We start from the raw sequence: 14,892 nt of genomic DNA, 5'->3' as shown, positions 1-14,892 counted from the left end.
CATTCCCATGCAAAAAGATTTATTTTTAGGCAATTTGAAAACAGTGGGCATTTGACTGAGTCGCCTCCAACTCGCAGCTACCGTCGATTTGTTCGCAGCCCCCGAACAACCGGCGCGCCGAGACCTCATTGGGCTTGGAATTGAAGACAATTCGCGCGATTTGGTCCGGTATACGCCCCAATTCCGCCACCTTCATAAAGCATTAATAAGTGTGAAATTCCATTTCTGATGGCGCTGTGCCGGGGGGTTAAGCGGCTGGGGGTTCGACTTATGACTACGCGTTTTGACAAGATATCCATCGCGGCTCGCAAGGCCTGCCTGACCGCCTGTGTCCGTGGCGATGCGCGGCTGCGGGCGTTCCGCGCGGATGAATCGGGCGTGCTGCTGAAACCCATGGTGGGATTTCTGCTGTCGATGCTGGCCGTCGGCGGGATCGGCGTCGATCTAATGCGCATGGAGCGCGACCGGACCATCCTGCAATATACGCTCGACCGTGCGGTTCTGGCAGCAGCTGACCTCGATCAGCCACTGCCGCCTGCAGTGGTTGTTCAGGATTATCTCAACAAGGCCGGGCTGAACAAATATTACACCCCACCGGTGGCCGAAACCGGGATCGGTTTCAAAAAGGTGCAGAGCACCATCGACACCACATTTGAAACCCATATGCTGAAATTCTCCAGCGGTCAGGACATGCCTCTCTACGCGACCTCGCGCGCAGAAGAGAGCATTGACGGGCTGGAGATTTCACTGGTGCTGGATGTCTCCGGCTCGATGAACTCCAACAGCCGCCTGACCAACCTCAAGGTTGCGGCCAAAGACTTCATCGACACGATGGTCGCCAATACCATCGACAACAAGATGTCGATCTCGATCATCCCCTACGCCACTCAGGTCAGCCTCCCGGCGGATTTGATGGACCAATACACAACGACCGATGAACACGAATACTCCAACTGTGTGAATTTCACCGGCGCCCATTTCCAGAGCACCGCCCTGTCGACCGGGATCGAGCTGCAGCGCACAATGCACTTCAGCCCATGGTCCAGCGGTGATTACCGTCGCAGCTCGGACCTCGTCGCAAGCCCCGTCTGCGAAGATCGCGCAGACCGCGAGACGCTGCCGCTCCAGAAAGATGCAAACACACTGAAAACCTTCATCGACAACCTCTACGCAAGAGGCAATACGTCGATTGACGTCGGTATGAAGTGGGGGACCGCCCTGCTCGATCCCTCCGCCCGCCCGGCCATCAGCGCGCTGGCCTCGGGGGGCGCTTCGATGGTTCCGGCAACCTTTGCCAACCGGCCTGCGAATTTCAACGACAGTGAAACCGTCAAGGTCATCGTCCTGATGACCGACGGGCAGAACACTGCGCAGTATTATGTGGAGCAGGATCACCGCGAGGGGCCATCCGACGTCTGGTACAATTCAGCGGCGACCGGATCCAATCCGCGCTATTCGCTCTATGACCCGCAGCGCGACAAATACTGGTGGGATCGCCTCAACCGCTGGGAAGACCACGCCTATGGTCAGGGCAGCTACCGCAAATGCGACAGCTATAGCTGCTGGTGGCAGGACGAACAGGGCGAGCCTGCCAATGTGCAACGGCTGAGCTACGCGGATCTCTTTGCCGACACGTCGCTGAAGTATCTCTATTCCAACCTCTATGGCGACTGGATGGGGCAGTCCTCGGCGCGCAGCGTCTGGTACTATGGTGTCTATGACTACTGGAACACCAGCGTCAAAAACGCCCGCACCAGCGCCATCTGCACCGCTGCCAAGAACCAGGGCATCGTGGTCTATACCATCGGCTTTGAAGCGCCCAGCGGCGGCACTGCGGTGCTGAAGGACTGTGCCAGCTCGGATGCCCATCACTTTGACGTCAACGGGCTGGAGATCAACGACGCTTTTGCCTCGATCGCCACGTCGATCCGCCAGCTGAGGCTGACCCAATGACCTGTCACCCCCCGCATAAGGGCCTCCATCGGCTGCGCCGGGCGCTGCGCCTGTTTCGCGATCGCGAAGACGGCAATGCCACGGTTGAATTTGCAATCGTGATCCCGGCCTTTCTGTTCCTGCTGATGAATACGGTGGAACTGGGCATGATCACCATCCAGCAGTCGATGCTGGAGCGGGCGCTGGATCAGACCGTGCGCGGCCTGCGCCTGTCGACCGGCGTGCCCAAACAGCACAATGAAATCCGCGATGAGGTCTGTAGCCGGTCCGGGTTTATTCGCGACTGCGGCACATCGCTCAGGCTGGAAATGGTCCAGGTCGACCCCTACGCCTGGATGCCCGTCGATCCCGAGCCCGATTGCATCAACCGGGTCGAGGACGTGCAGCCGGTCCGAACCTTCGTGACAGGGGCGTCAAACGAGCTGATGTTCATCCGCGCCTGCATGGCGTTCAAGCCGGTCTTTCCCCACTGGGGCCTGGCCGATGACATGGACAATGACGCCGACGGCCGAATCCGCCTCTATGCGACCTCCGCCTTTGTTCAGGAGCCTCGGTAAGCCATGTTGACCAATATCCGCGCCCTGTTTCGCCGCTACAAGCGAGAGACCGACGGTTCCGTCTCGGTGGAATTCGCCTTTTACATGCCGCTGCTGCTCGGTGTCTTTGCGGCGATCTACACCTATTTCGATGCTTTCCGGCAGGAAGGTGTGAACCTCAAGGCCGCCTATACGATCTCGGACCTCATCTCGCGGGAGACTTCCACGCTCAACGAGGACTATATCGACAGTATGCACGAGCTGGCCAAGCTGCTGATCCGCGTGGATTCGTCGATCTCCCTGCGAATTTCGGTGATCCGCTGGGACGAGACGGACAACCGCTACTACGTTGACTGGTCCAAGGTGCGCGGCGGACAGTTCGCGGAATGGCAGGACGCCACGATCCAGCAGGTAAAAGCCAACCTGCCAAACATGCCCGATCAGGAGCGGGTCATTCTGGTGGAAACCCGCAACGACATCGATCCTGCGTTCAACATCGGCCTGCCAGCCATGGACATCGAGAACTTCGTTTTCACCAGACCCCGCTTTGCACCACAGGTAAAATTCGAAGGTCAGGATGGCAGCGGCGGCGGCCATGACGACAGCACACCGCCAACAGACTGACACCCTACGGACCACCCAAGAGTGGATCGAACAACAAAGGCGCCTCCGGTAACGGTGGCGCCTTACTATGTTCGTCGAACAAATTCGGTCTCAGACCTGTGGTTGTCCCGCCTCACGCCGTGCAATCATGATGGCGAGGATCTCGGCCATGGATTTGCTCTGCGCCCCCGGCGTCACACCCCCAATGCCAATGCGATGTCCCAACCGCCACCAAAGCCCGGGCCGCCAGCTGCGGTCGCCCTTTGAGGCGGTGCGGATCAGAAACCCGTTTGACGGCTTGAACGCAAATACGCCGCGGTCCACCGCGACGACATCTGCGACCTCGGCGATCACGGCCCCGTCAGAGCTACGCAGCACCTGTTCTGTCAGCTCGATCCGCAACGCTGTCGCCTGCCACAAACGCATCGCCAGCCACAGGCAGAAACCGCCGATGGCCAGCAGGAACACCAGCCAATGCGCGGCAGGCGGAGTGGCCAGTGCAACATAGATCACCAGCGCCCCCACCACGACCAGCATCACTGTCGCCAGCAGCCGTCGCGGCGCCGAGGCATTGACGGTTGCCAAAATCTCATCGCTCATCTCGCCCGATCCAGTCATCTCGCCCATCACCTGCTCCCTCAGCCTGTTCGTCGCACCCCGCCTGCATCATGGGGTCGGTCCGGGCGGATGTACCCTGATTGCGTCTGACCGCATAGCCCCCCTGTTGTCGCGGCACCGCTGCACCAGGGGCCGTACCGACTGCGGCTGTGCGCTCCCGCACATCAGCCGTTAACCGGAAGGGCTTTTCGACACACTCGCACAGGCCTATTTATGACGGAGCAATCAGCAACCGGAGACCCGCCATGTCGATCCGCCCTATCCTAGAGACCCGCCCCGCCACTCCGGCGCTGGAGGGCGCAGGCGTCAAACTGCATCGCGCTTTCGGCTTCCACGACCCCAGTGAACTGGACCCGTTCCTGCTGTTTGACGACTTCCGCAATGACCACCCTGCGGATTTCGAAGCGGGGTTTCCCTGGCATCCGCACCGCGGGATCGAGACCATCACCTATGTTCTGGACGGCACCGTTCAGCATGGCGACTCACTCGGCAACAACGGTGTCCTGGGCGCAGGTGACGTGCAGTGGATGACCGCAGGGTCAGGCATCCTGCATCAGGAAATGCCAAAGGGCAACGCAAAGGGTCAGATGCACGGCTTCCAGCTCTGGGGCAATCTTCCCGCCAGCCAGAAGATGACGGCGCCGCGCTATCAGGACATCACCGCCAAGGACATTCCCGAGGTCATCGACGATGACGGCACCCGCGTAAAGGTCATCGTGGGCGAGTTCTGGGGCAAGCGCGGCCCGGTGGACGGAATTGCCGCCGACCCGCAGTATCTGGATGTCTCGGTGCCGCCCGGCGTGAAAAAGACCTTCTCCATCGACACCTATCGACGGGCCTTTGCCTATGTCTTTGCCGGTCAGGGCGCTTTTGTCGATGCGGCCCCGCCGCAGGGGGTCCTGCTGGAAAAAGAGGTCGCAGGCGAAGAGCTGCATATCCGCGACATGTCAGGGGATCGCACATTGGTGCGTTTTGGCAGCGGCGAGGAAATTACCGTGCAGGCAGGCCCCGATGGCCTACGCTTCCTGCTGATCTCAGGCGCGCCGATCGAGGAACCCGTGGCCTGGCACGGCCCGATCGTGATGAACACCCAGGAAGAGCTGCGGCAGGCCTTCAGGGATCTGCGCAACGGCAGCTTTATCCGTCCGGCGCATTAGACCTCAAACATCACCGCCCCGGCGGGTGCGGCGCCAACAGCGCCGCGCCCGCTGTCGGGCTGTCAGGCGCGCACGGATTTCTGCACCATATCCCAGTAAATCGCCTCGACCTCATCCAGCGACAGACGTCCACCGCTGCGATACCAGGTCATCACACCGTTCAGCATCGCAATCACCGCCAGCGTCGCGATCTTGGTATCGGGGATGTGAAACACCCCCAGCCGCACGCCATCCTTCAGGATGGTCTCCAGCGTATTTTCATATTCGCGGCGCAGGGATTCGATGGCAGCGAAATTGTCCTCTGACAGGTTTCTCAGCTCCATATAGGCGATGAACACCGCATCGGGCCGTTCCAGGTGAAAGCGAATGTGAAACCGGGTAAAGGCCTCAAGCCGCGCCACCACATGGTCCTCGGCACTGCCGGTTGTAACCGCCTGATCGGGGCTGCGCTGATCCTGCCAGGCCTGCAACAGCTCGGTCATGTGACCTTCCATCAGGCTGAACAGCAGGCTCTGCTTGTCTGGCGTATAGTTATAGAGCGCCCCCGCCTGCACCCCGACCTCTGATGCGATCTGGCGCATTGAAACAGCCGCATACCCATGCTGGGCAAACAGCTGCAGGGCGGCGGCACGGATGCGTGGGCCTGTGATATCGGAATGTGAACCTTGGGTACGTGCCATGCCTCAACGATATCTGAACAGATGTTCAGATAAAAGCCCCGCTTGTGCCTTTTCACCAATATGTGCATCAAGGGAACAGCGAACAAGGATGGTTTTGATGCAGTTGACCGCAGAGCCCGAGAACCGGCCGCAGATGCCCGCAACTGATAACGAGCGGGCGGCATGGATCAGCCACGGGACCACCATGCGCCTGACCTTGCTGACCGCGGCCGTGCTGCTCTGCGGCTGCGCGCGGGTGCCGGAGCTGGAAGACCGGCTGACCCCAGACCTGCGCGGTGCCGATTATCCGGCCCTTGTTCCGCTGGAGCAGGCCTTGACCCCCGAGACGCCCCCCGCCGAGGAGAGCAAAGCGCTCGAGCAGACGCTGGAGGCCCGCGCTGCCCGCCTTCAGGCCCGCGCCGATGCGCTGCGCGCAGCCCAGCCCTAAGCGACACCTGCCTTGGGCGCCGGTCGAGATCCCCCTGCGCGTGGATCCTCCGCGCTGGTCCCAGCCCCTGCTGTTCCGTCTCATGCGGCTGCATTGCTGCCGCCAAAACCCGCTCTTCGGAATTGTCCGCCCGGAGCCGCTGCTGCCGTTGCACCGCTGCGCCGAACCCGCTAAGGCGGGGAGACGTCTTTTCGGAATTAAAGGATCCCCAGCTATGACAGAGCCGCTTCGCCTTGGTATCGCAGGTTTGGGCACGGTTGGCACCGGCGTGGTCAAGATCGTCCGTCGGCAGGCGGCCATGCTGGAGGCCCGCACCGGACGCCGCATCGAGATCACCGCGGTTTCGGCGCGCGACGCAAGCAAGGATCGCGGCGTCCCGCTCGGCGACTACGCCTGGGAAACCGATCCCGTGGCGCTGGCAACCCGCGACGATGTGGATGTCTTTGTCGAGCTGATGGGCGGCCATGAAGGCGCCGCAAAAGCCGCCACCGAGGCCGCGCTGGCCGCGGGCAAGGATGTGGTCACCGCCAATAAGGCGCTCCTGGCGATCCACGGTCAGGCTTTGGCCGAACAGGCCGAGGCCGCAGGCCGCGTGATCCGTTTCGAGGCCGCTGTGGCCGGCGGCATTCCGGTGATCAAATCCCTGACCGAAGGTCTGGCCGGTAATCAGATCACCCGCGTCATGGGCGTGATGAACGGCACCTGCAACTACATCCTGACCCAGATGGAAGCCACCGGTCAGGGCTACAATGCCCTGTTCGAGGAATGCGGCCGCCTGGGCTATCTTGAGGCCGATCCGAACCTTGATGTGGGCGGCATTGATGCCGGGCACAAGCTTGCGATCCTTTCGGCCATCGCCTTTGGCACCAAGCCCGCCTTCGACGACGTGCAGCTGGAAGGCATCCAGCGCATCAGCCTGGATGATATCCGCCACGCCGCCGACATGGGCTACCGCATCAAGCTTCTCGGCGTTGCACAGCGCACCGGGCGTGGGTTGGAACAGCGCATGACACCCTGTCTGGTGCCGGCGGATTCACCGCTTGGCCAGCTGGAAGGCGGCACCAATATGGTCGTGATCGAAGGTGACGCAGTTGAACAGATCGTTCTGCGCGGCCCCGGCGCCGGCGAGGGCCCAACCGCCAGCGCGGTCCTGGGCGATATCTGCGATCTGGCCCGTGGCACTCGTCTGGCCACCTTTGGTCAGCCTGCCACCTCGCTGGAGGATGCCCCCGCCGCCCGCACGAGCCTGGCCGCACCGCATTACCTGCGCCTGGCGCTGCTGGACAAACCCGGCGCGCTGGCCAAGGTGGCGGCGGCCCTCGGCAATGCCGGCATCTCGATCGACCGGATGCGCCAATACGGCCATACCGAACCGACCGCTCCTGTGCTGATCGTCACCCACAAATGCACCTCCAGCACCCTGCAGACCGCGCTGGAAGACCTCGCCAAGACCGATGTGGTGGCAAGCGAACCCGTTGCCCTGCGGATTGAAGAGGTCTGACAGGCCCAAACGCAGAAAAACACCGGTAGCGGCGTCGATTGCAGCGCGCCGTTACCGCCAACTGCCCTTGCCCGCGCTGCCAGATGCAGGGTATGCGACGGCACCGACCCGGGATTGAGATAGGACATTGGCTATGACTTCTGACACCAACGACGCCGCATTCAACGACCGCCTGCTGTCGCTCGGCCTGGCCCGTGTGGCCGAACAGGCCGCTCTGGCCTCGGCACCGCTGATCGGTCGCGGCGATGAGAAAGCCGCCGATCAGGCCGCCGTCAACGCCATGCGCGAGCAGCTGAACCTGCTGGACATCGCAGGTGTCGTGGTCATCGGCGAAGGCGAGCGTGACGAGGCGCCGATGCTTTATATCGGCGAAGAAGTCGGCACCGGCAATGGCCCCGGCGTCGATATCGCTCTGGACCCGCTGGAAGGCACCACGCTGACCGCCAAGGACATGCCCAATGCGCTGACCGTCATTGCCATGGGACCGCGCGGCTCCATGCTACACGCACCGGACACCTATATGGACAAGCTGGCTGTCGGCCCGGGCCTGCCCGAGAATGTCGTCTCCCTCGACATGAGCCCGCGTGAACGGGTCGAAGCCCTCGCCAAGGCCAAGAACTGCGCGCCCGGCGACATCACCGTCTGCATTCTGGAACGGCCGCGTCATGAGGCCATGATCGCCGAGGTCCGCGAAACCGGGGCCTCGATCCGCCTGATCACCGATGGTGACGTTGCGGGCGTCATGCATTGCGCCGAAAGCGAGATCACCGGCATCGACATGTATATGGGCCAGGGTGGCGCGCCTGAGGGCGTGCTGGCCGCCGCTGCGCTGAAATGTATGGGCGGGCAGATCTTTGGCCGTCTTCTGTTCCGCAACGACGATGAGAAAGCCCGCGCCGCCAAGGCTGGCATCACCGATCTGGACCGGGTCTACAGCCGTGATGAAATGGTGACCAGCGATGTGATCTTTGCCGCGACCGGCGTCACCGGCGGTTCGCTGCTGCCGTCGATCAAGCGCCAGCCGGGCTGGGTTGAGACCACCACCTTGCTGATGCGATCCAAGACAGGCTCGGTGCGCCGGATGAGCTATCGCACTCCGCTGAGCGCGCATCAGTAAGCTCTGACCGTGCGGCTTGCAGCACCGGTCGGGATTTGAGTACTTGAAGAAAGGTGAAAGGCCGGGTCCGCGCAGATCCGGCCTTTGCCATGGTCAGCCCCGGTATCGGACTAGGGGCGGGCACGCAGGAAAGGGGCGCAGATATGAGCTTTCTGGGAGTTGAGACCTCGCTCACCGGTCGTCGCTGGATCGGTCCCGACGTGGACACCGCCCGCGCCGCCGAGATGATGGAACAGCAGACCGCCCTGCCCCCGGCCGTCTGTCAGGTGCTGGCCCGACGCGGCGTCCCGGCGCATGAGGCCAGCGGCTTTCTGACCCCGCAGCTGAAGGAGCTGCTCCCGGACCCGCGCCGGATGAAAGATATGGAAAAGGCCGCCGCCCGGTTTCTGCAAGCGGTGGAGCGGCGCGAGCGGATTGCGGTCTTTGCTGACTATGATGTGGATGGCGGGTCTTCTGCCGCACTGCTTCTGGTCTGGCTGAACCAGGTCGGCCTGAGCGCCACGCTCTATGTCCCGGACCGCATCGACGAAGGCTATGGCCCCAATGACGAGGCGATGGCCGCCCTGGCGCGAGATCACGATCTGATCGTCTGCGTCGATTGCGGCACGCTGTCTCATGGCCCGATTGCCGCCGCCAAAGGCGCCGATGTGGTGGTTCTGGACCACCATCTGGGCGGCGAAACCCTTCCCGACTGCGTGGCGGTGGTGAACCCCAACCGTCAGGATGAGGACGGCGATCTGGGCTATTTCTGCGCCGCGGGTGTGGTGTTCCTGATGCTGGTCGAGCTGCGCCGCCAGATGCGCGACAAGGGACTTGGCACCGGGCCGGACCTGATGGCGCTGCTGGATCTGGTGGCGCTGGCCACCGTTGCGGACGTGGCGCCGCTGATCGAGGCCAACCGGGCGCTGGTCCGTCAGGGGTTGAAGGTGATGGCCGCCCGCCAGCGCCCCGGCCTGGTGGCGCTGGCCGATGTCTCGCGGATGGATTCGGCCCCTTCGACCTATCACCTCGGCTTCCTGCTTGGGCCTCGGGTCAATGCAGGTGGCCGCATCGGCAAGGCCGATCTGGGCGCGCGCCTGCTGGCCACCACGAATCCTGCCGAGGCCGAGGCAATCGCGGCCCGGCTGGATGAGCTGAACACCGAGCGTCGTGATATTGAAAACGCCGTTCGCGCCGCGGCGCTGGAACAGGCGGAGGCGCGCGGACTGGATGCACCGCTGGTCTGGGCCGCAGGCGAGGGCTGGCATCCGGGCGTTGTCGGCATTGTCGCCTCGCGCCTGAAGGAGGCCGCAGGTCGCCCCGCCATTGTCATCGGCCTTGACGGCGACGAGGGCAAGGGGTCGGGCCGATCTGTCAGCGGCATCGACCTTGGCGCCGCGATCCAGCGGGTCGCCGCCGAAGGGCTGCTGATCAAGGGCGGCGGTCACAAGATGGCCGCTGGTCTGACTGTCGCGCGCGACCAGCTGGAGCCCGCCATGGCACGGCTGAGCGAGCTGCTGGCGAAGCAAGGCGCCGGTGATCTGGGACCAAGCGACCTGAAGCTCGACGGAATGCTGATGCCGGGCGCCGCCACGGTATCGCTGATCGAACAGATTGAACAGGCGGGCCCCTTCGGCGCGGGCGCACCGGCCCCGCGCTACGGGTTCCCCGATCTGCAGGTACGCTTTGCCAAACGGGTTGGTGAAAGCCATCTGAAACTCTCGCTCAGCGACGGGCTGAGCAGCGGGATTGACGCCATCTGCTTTGGTGCCTTTGACACCCCATTGGGCCAGCGCCTGCTGGACCACGGCGGCGCGCGGTTCCATTTTGCCGGGCGCCTTGAAATCAACACCTGGGGCGGCCGACAGTCGGTGCAGCTGCGACTGGAGGATGCGGCAGAGGCCTGACCGCGCGCCGCCAGCAGAGCCAGGGAGAGCACAACAATCTCCAGCTTTTGGCGGGGACAAAATAAATCGCGATGCCGGTGTTTTTTGGCTTGCGGCTTCCGGCCTGAGCCACTAAACACCCGCTCACACCAAGTGGCCCGTTCGTCTATCGGTTAGGACGCCAGGTTTTCAACCTGGAAAGAGGGGTTCGATTCCCCTACGGGCTGCCACTTTTCCTCCCCTTGCATATCCCTGCTGATCGTGACGCCCCTGTTGCCTTTTGCGCGTCTGCGTGGCCTGCCTGCGGGTCTCCCGCCGTCATGTTCCCTTGCAACACCGGCAAACGGCCCGTTCGAATAAATCCGAAAAGCTCTGATTATATTCTGAGGTTTTTCAGAAGCTTGCAGAGATTTTTGCGATTTGGAAAAAAACTGGTCTTCTTGTGAAAATCTCTCTTGCACCGGGGCAGCGTACTCAGTAAACACCCCCTCACAGACCAAGTGGCCCGTTCGTCTATCGGTTAGGACGCCAGGTTTTCAACCTGGAAAGAGGGGTTCGATTCCCCTACGGGCTGCCACTGTATCTCCCCAGATTTTGCTTAGAGATGCCTACGCGCTTGAGACCCAACTGGTCCTGTTGGTGGGTTCAAAGGGTATCCAGGTCTCGAATATATCACCCGTTTTCCCCGCAGATGCTGAGCCCCTGCGCAACGGGTGATCTGGCAAATCCATCTGAAAAACTGCCTCCGATGCGCCTCCAGCGACGTCTGCCGATGAGACAGGTCCAACTCGCCGGTCGCGAAATCAGGCCGCAGGGAGCATCAGACGCCTGAAGGCCGCGCGCAGGTCGCGCCGCCGCGGAACAGCCGCTTAAATCGGCTTGACGGTGTCTTTGTCTTCCATACCCGGTTGGTAAAAGAAATGGCGCGCCCGCCCGGCGTTTTTCGCCGCATAGAGCGCCACATCGGCCTGATTGAGCAGTGTCGCGGCATCCAGCCCGGCAGAAAACATCGTAGAAAGCGCGGTGCCTGCGCTTGCCGAGATCTTGCAGGTCTTGTCGCCAAAAGGGATCGGCTCTTCAATGCTGGCGATCAGACGGCGCGCGATGCCCGATAATTGGATCCGGTCAATAAGCCCCTCGAAGATCAGAACAAACTCATCCCCGCCGACCCGCGCAACGGTGTCGTTCTGGCGGGTACATTGCACCATAAGCTTTGCCACCCGCTGTAGCACGGTATCGCCGGCGGCGTGACCAAGCGTGTCGTTGACCTCTTTGAAGAAATCCAGATCCACATGCATCAACGAGAAATCCCGGCCCGAGGCGATCAGCCGGTTGAGGATATGATCCATCGCGCGGCGGTTCTTGACCCCGGTCAGCGTATCAGTGAAGGCCTGTTCCTCGGCGGCGATTTTTGCCCCCTGCAGGCGCAGGTTCAGCTGGCGTGACGCCTCCATCGCGGCCGATTTGGCCTCAACCAGATAGAGCATCTCGATGGTCAGATCGGTGGGGGAGAAATCGGCGCTGGTCAGGTCATAATCACGCACGGCCTCAAGCACGGAAATACCAAAAGACAGGTTGATGAACCCACCCTTTCCCTCTGGAAACGGTGCCAGAACCCCCTTCAGGCCGGTCTGCGGCGCATCGCGGAAATTGAGGTGCAGTTTGGCCCCTGCCGTCTTCATCAGATCCTCGGTCGAGCGCACCCGGCGCGGCCGCGCCAGATCAAAGATCCGAAAGAACCTGCTGCCCAGCCATTCCGTATCCGGGCGCAGCTTTCGCAGCGTCGGTCCGACCCCGGTAATCCGACCCTCATGGTTAATGACCACATGCATTGGGCAGATTTCATTGGCGATGGAGGAGATTTCCTGCATGCTCAGCATCATAGCGAATGGGCCCCAAGATCGAAGGCCCGGCCTTCGGCAAATTCGGTTTCGACCAATGTGATCGATATCACCTCGGCATTGTCCTGCGTGCCGGAGTGGTCAAGGAAGACCAGATCGCCGTAGTCATCCGCCATCGCCCGAAGCACGCCCATCAAAACATGGGCATAGCCCGGCAGACCCGGCTGGCAATGCAGTTCGAATTGCCCCGGCGCCTGTTCGATCAGTTCCAGTCCGGGCAGGTTCAGATCCGATACCGCAAGCCGCGCACGATCCGGCAGATCGTCCAGAGAATGCAGGAATTCCACATAGTTAACCCCGCCAAACCGCAGCAATCTGCGCAGCGACTCCAGCTGCGGGTTCGACACCAGAAACGTGCCCATATCCTCAAGCATTTCAGGCAGCGGACGCCTCAGTAGCTCTTCGGCGGTGTGCAGCATGGTCTGGGATTGTTCATCCGTGTAGGTGAGCATGGCTTCGAACTCGCTGAAGCCGAGCTCTGCCGAATCCATAATCGCCTGCCAGCTCTCCGTTCCGAAGGTGGTGCTGACAAACGCCTGGAATGCCCTGTTGATCAGACCGTGCATCACTGGCCCCTTGCTACATGTCTCTACTTTTGGCCCAGCCTGGTTAATAAAGGGCCAACAATTAAAATTGCTACGGTTTTCCCTCAACCGTCGATCAGGGGGTTATCAGAACCTCCAAATCGCCCAGTTTCAACGTATTTTGCCGCGCGGGCGAGATTTCGAAACGACCCGCCTGCGCCGCCGCCAGCAGGGCCTCGACCTGCGCTATGGTCTGCTCTGTCCGGGCCGCCTCTCCAAGCAGAACGCTGCCCAGCATCTCGGCCCCATCCGGGCCAAACCGCAGGGCCAGACTCTCAAGCTGGGCACCGTTGCGGCCCTCTCTGAACAACAGCAGCGCCTGATCGTCGGCCGCATTAGCACTCACCCCGAGTGGCCCGCGAACCAGCACACATCCGGCGGCGCCATCCGGCAACAGCTGTTTGCAGCCCCGGATCCAGCGGACCAGCTGATAACGTCTCAGCCCCCTGAAATCCTCAGGAGTCGGCACCGCTCCGGCTGGCTGCACCGGCATCACCTCCAGCAGGTCCCGGCGCAGATCATCGGTGACATCCTGCACATCCGCCGCCAGTTCCCAATAGGTCGCGGCACTGCGCGCCTCTTGCAGCCGGGTCGTCAGATCCGTGTTGCCCGAGGCCTCGGCATAGTCCGCCAGCTGCTCCAGCCCGTCGCGCCCGGCCGTCCCCCACCGATGCGCCATCTGCCACAGGGGCAATTCCGCCGCATCGGCCTCGCCCGCCAGCACCCGCGCCACCTGGCTCTTGGCGGCAATGCGCCCGGCATCCACAACCGGTGTCAGGATCAGGGCCAAGGCGGCCGCGGTCACCAGCGCAAGGCCAACAGCCGCCCGTCGCAGCCGACCGGACCACGCTGACCCGCCAAAGACGGCACAGCCTGCATAGGCCAGCCCATGCAGCAGCAAGACCGCCGCGAACCACAGCGCATAGACCCGATCCGGGGTCCAGCCATATTGCCGCACGCGCATCAGCACCGCCCAGACGGCAAGCCCGGTCACCAGCATCAGCGCACCCGCCAGCAGGCGCGCGGCAGCCCCGTTGACCCCGCTCGGGTGCTGTTGCCAGGTCAGCGCCACGCAGACCAGCATCATCATCACAAGAGCCATCGCCATCAGGGTTCCCGCCGACGACAGCTGGCCAAAGGCGCTGGACAACCCCTGCACAGGGATAGCGGCCAGGAACAGGCCGACCACCAGCGCCACCGGGATCAACAGCAGGCTGAGCAGCCGGAACAGCAGCTGAGGCGCGCCGCTGCCACCCAGATCCTGCACCACCGCCAGCCCCAGCCCAAAGACAGCGCCGCTCAGCATCAGCGCCAGCCAGTCGATCTCGGCGATATCCTCCAGCAGGGTGATGTTCACCAGATCAAGAAGCGCATGGGACAGGAATCCCAAGATCCAGAACACCAGAACAAACCCGGCGCCACAGGACAGGCGGAACAGCATCCCCCAGCTGGCCGACGACAGATCAGCAAAACGCATCCAGCGCCCCGGCTGCGACATCCGCAACAGAACAAAGGGGCAGGCGATCGCCACCAGCACCACGGCCACCAGGACCAGAACTTCGTTGTCAAAGAGACCTGTTGCGACCTCGTACCGCGTTCCCGCCAGCAGCATCAGACCCGTGATCGGCAGCGCGATCCACAGCGCCCCCCGCAGCGCCCGCGCCAGCGATAGCGGGCCAATCATCGCAAGCGCCGCACCGCAAAAGCTGGAGAGAAACGCAAATACCGCCAGGAACCCGGCCTCCGGCAGGACCGTCTGATCCCAGGACCGCGCCAGCAGCCAGAAGGCAAACCCGCTGCCAGCCCCCAACGCCACCATCGGCAAGCGGGCCCGTAGCAAGGTCGCGGTATCCGGATCAGTCATGGTTGCGATTCTCTCGTTAGACCGCCCTGATTTATACAATCGCATCAATTAATGGCAGAGGTCCGAACAGGCGAAACTTCCCCTCA

The 14,892-nt window shown here is 62.4% G+C and carries 13 protein-coding genes and 2 tRNA genes; 10 read left to right on the top strand and 5 right to left on the bottom strand.

Features of this window, described 5'->3' with window-relative positions; translation table 11 throughout:
- Positions 1-270 precede the first annotated feature (270 nt).
- Genes WLQ66_RS03290 through WLQ66_RS03280 form a run of 3 tightly spaced genes read left to right on the top strand, consistent with a single transcriptional unit; the run spans position 271 to position 3,113 of the window.
- Positions 271-1,953: a pilus assembly protein TadG-related protein gene (locus tag WLQ66_RS03290; RefSeq protein ID WP_340544962.1), complete on the top strand. Its 1,683-nt coding sequence runs from the start codon at positions 271-273 to the stop codon at positions 1,951-1,953.
- Positions 1,950-2,510: a TadE/TadG family type IV pilus assembly protein gene (locus tag WLQ66_RS03285; RefSeq protein ID WP_340544961.1), complete on the top strand. Its 561-nt coding sequence runs from the start codon at positions 1,950-1,952 to the stop codon at positions 2,508-2,510. Before WLQ66_RS03290 ends, WLQ66_RS03285 begins: the two co-directional genes overlap by 4 nt.
- A gap of 3 nt (positions 2,511-2,513) precedes the next feature.
- Positions 2,514-3,113 carry a TadE/TadG family type IV pilus assembly protein gene (locus WLQ66_RS03280; RefSeq protein ID WP_340544960.1) on the top strand — a complete coding sequence of 200 codons (600 nt, stop codon included), beginning with the start codon at positions 2,514-2,516 and terminating at the stop codon, positions 3,111-3,113.
- Between the two features lie 90 nt (positions 3,114-3,203).
- Here the strand turns inward: WLQ66_RS03280 and WLQ66_RS03275 are convergent, their stop codons facing one another.
- Positions 3,204-3,719, bottom strand: coding sequence for a hypothetical protein (locus tag WLQ66_RS03275; RefSeq protein ID WP_340544958.1), 516 nt, complete (start codon positions 3,717-3,719; stop codon positions 3,204-3,206).
- Between the two features lie 236 nt (positions 3,720-3,955).
- Here WLQ66_RS03275 and WLQ66_RS03270 point away from each other — a divergent pair, with 236 nt between their 5' ends.
- On the top strand, positions 3,956-4,867 hold the full coding sequence (locus WLQ66_RS03270) for a pirin family protein (RefSeq protein ID WP_340544957.1): 912 nt from the start codon (positions 3,956-3,958) through the stop codon (positions 4,865-4,867).
- Positions 4,868-4,929: 62 nt separating this feature from the next.
- On the opposite strand, the gene WLQ66_RS03265 is transcribed toward WLQ66_RS03270, so the two are convergent.
- Entirely contained in the window at positions 4,930-5,547 is a 618-nt protein-coding gene (locus WLQ66_RS03265) for a TetR/AcrR family transcriptional regulator (protein ID WP_340544955.1), read from the bottom strand.
- A gap of 97 nt (positions 5,548-5,644) precedes the next feature.
- Between WLQ66_RS03265 and WLQ66_RS03260 the strand changes: the two genes are divergently transcribed.
- The 6 genes from WLQ66_RS03260 (at position 5,645) to WLQ66_RS03235 (ending at position 11,034) form a co-directional block, all read left to right on the top strand.
- Entirely contained in the window at positions 5,645-5,974 is a 330-nt protein-coding gene (locus WLQ66_RS03260; protein WP_340544954.1) for a hypothetical protein, read from the top strand.
- A 214-nt stretch (positions 5,975-6,188) separates the two neighbouring features.
- Positions 6,189-7,475, top strand: coding sequence for a homoserine dehydrogenase (locus tag WLQ66_RS03255; protein WP_340544952.1), 1,287 nt, complete (start codon positions 6,189-6,191; stop codon positions 7,473-7,475).
- 133 nt (positions 7,476-7,608) lie between these two features.
- Entirely contained in the window at positions 7,609-8,592 is a 984-nt protein-coding gene (glpX, locus tag WLQ66_RS03250) for a class II fructose-bisphosphatase (RefSeq protein ID WP_340544950.1), read from the top strand.
- A gap of 143 nt (positions 8,593-8,735) precedes the next feature.
- Entirely contained in the window at positions 8,736-10,478 is a 1,743-nt protein-coding gene (recJ, locus tag WLQ66_RS03245; protein WP_340544948.1) for a single-stranded-DNA-specific exonuclease RecJ, read from the top strand.
- A 134-nt stretch (positions 10,479-10,612) separates the two neighbouring features.
- A tRNA-Glu gene (locus WLQ66_RS03240) sits at positions 10,613-10,687 on the top strand.
- Positions 10,688-10,959: 272 nt separating this feature from the next.
- Positions 10,960-11,034, top strand: a tRNA-Glu gene (locus tag WLQ66_RS03235).
- Positions 11,035-11,326: 292 nt separating this feature from the next.
- Here WLQ66_RS03235 and WLQ66_RS03230 read toward each other — a convergent pair.
- The 3 genes from WLQ66_RS03230 to WLQ66_RS03220 form a co-directional block, all read right to left on the bottom strand.
- Positions 11,327-12,337, bottom strand: a complete 1,011-nt coding sequence (locus WLQ66_RS03230) for a diguanylate cyclase domain-containing protein (protein ID WP_340546291.1) — start codon at positions 12,335-12,337, stop codon at positions 11,327-11,329.
- Positions 12,337-12,924 carry a heme NO-binding domain-containing protein gene (locus WLQ66_RS03225; RefSeq protein ID WP_340544946.1) on the bottom strand — a complete coding sequence of 196 codons (588 nt, stop codon included), beginning with the start codon at positions 12,922-12,924 and terminating at the stop codon, positions 12,337-12,339. Before WLQ66_RS03225 ends, WLQ66_RS03230 begins: the two co-directional genes overlap by 1 nt.
- Before the next feature lie 94 nt (positions 12,925-13,018).
- On the bottom strand, positions 13,019-14,806 hold the full coding sequence (locus WLQ66_RS03220; protein WP_340544945.1) for a DUF4153 domain-containing protein: 1,788 nt from the start codon (positions 14,804-14,806) through the stop codon (positions 13,019-13,021).
- Positions 14,807-14,892: the final 86 nt, after the last annotated feature.

This window comes from Phaeobacter sp. A36a-5a (genome assembly GCF_037911135.1).
Classification (GTDB): Bacteria; Pseudomonadota; Alphaproteobacteria; order Rhodobacterales; family Rhodobacteraceae; genus Phaeobacter; species Phaeobacter bryozoorum.
This window is presented reverse-complemented; position numbering and strand designations above follow the sequence as displayed.

What these genes read in the sequence shown, in the direction of transcription:
- recJ (WP_340544948.1), top strand. Translation starts at nt 8,736, where the DNA reads ATGAGCTTTCTGGGAGTTGAGACCTCGCTCACCGGTCGTCGCTGGATC.
- WLQ66_RS03265 (WP_340544955.1), bottom strand. Translation starts at nt 5,547, where the DNA reads ATGGCACGTACCCAAGGTTCACATTCCGATATCACAGGCCCACGCATC.
- WLQ66_RS03220 (WP_340544945.1), bottom strand. Translation starts at nt 14,806, where the DNA reads ATGACTGATCCGGATACCGCGACCTTGCTACGGGCCCGCTTGCCGATG.
- WLQ66_RS03275 (WP_340544958.1), bottom strand. Translation starts at nt 3,719, where the DNA reads ATGGGCGAGATGACTGGATCGGGCGAGATGAGCGATGAGATTTTGGCA.
- WLQ66_RS03280 (WP_340544960.1), top strand. Translation starts at nt 2,514, where the DNA reads ATGTTGACCAATATCCGCGCCCTGTTTCGCCGCTACAAGCGAGAGACC.
- WLQ66_RS03285 (WP_340544961.1), top strand. Translation starts at nt 1,950, where the DNA reads ATGACCTGTCACCCCCCGCATAAGGGCCTCCATCGGCTGCGCCGGGCG.
- WLQ66_RS03290 (WP_340544962.1), top strand. Translation starts at nt 271, where the DNA reads ATGACTACGCGTTTTGACAAGATATCCATCGCGGCTCGCAAGGCCTGC.
- WLQ66_RS03270 (WP_340544957.1), top strand. Translation starts at nt 3,956, where the DNA reads ATGTCGATCCGCCCTATCCTAGAGACCCGCCCCGCCACTCCGGCGCTG.
- glpX (WP_340544950.1), top strand. Translation starts at nt 7,609, where the DNA reads ATGACTTCTGACACCAACGACGCCGCATTCAACGACCGCCTGCTGTCG.
- WLQ66_RS03230 (WP_340546291.1), bottom strand. Translation starts at nt 12,337, where the DNA reads ATGCTGAGCATGCAGGAAATCTCCTCCATCGCCAATGAAATCTGCCCA.
- WLQ66_RS03225 (WP_340544946.1), bottom strand. Translation starts at nt 12,924, where the DNA reads ATGCACGGTCTGATCAACAGGGCATTCCAGGCGTTTGTCAGCACCACC.
- WLQ66_RS03260 (WP_340544954.1), top strand. Translation starts at nt 5,645, where the DNA reads ATGCAGTTGACCGCAGAGCCCGAGAACCGGCCGCAGATGCCCGCAACT.
- WLQ66_RS03255 (WP_340544952.1), top strand. Translation starts at nt 6,189, where the DNA reads ATGACAGAGCCGCTTCGCCTTGGTATCGCAGGTTTGGGCACGGTTGGC.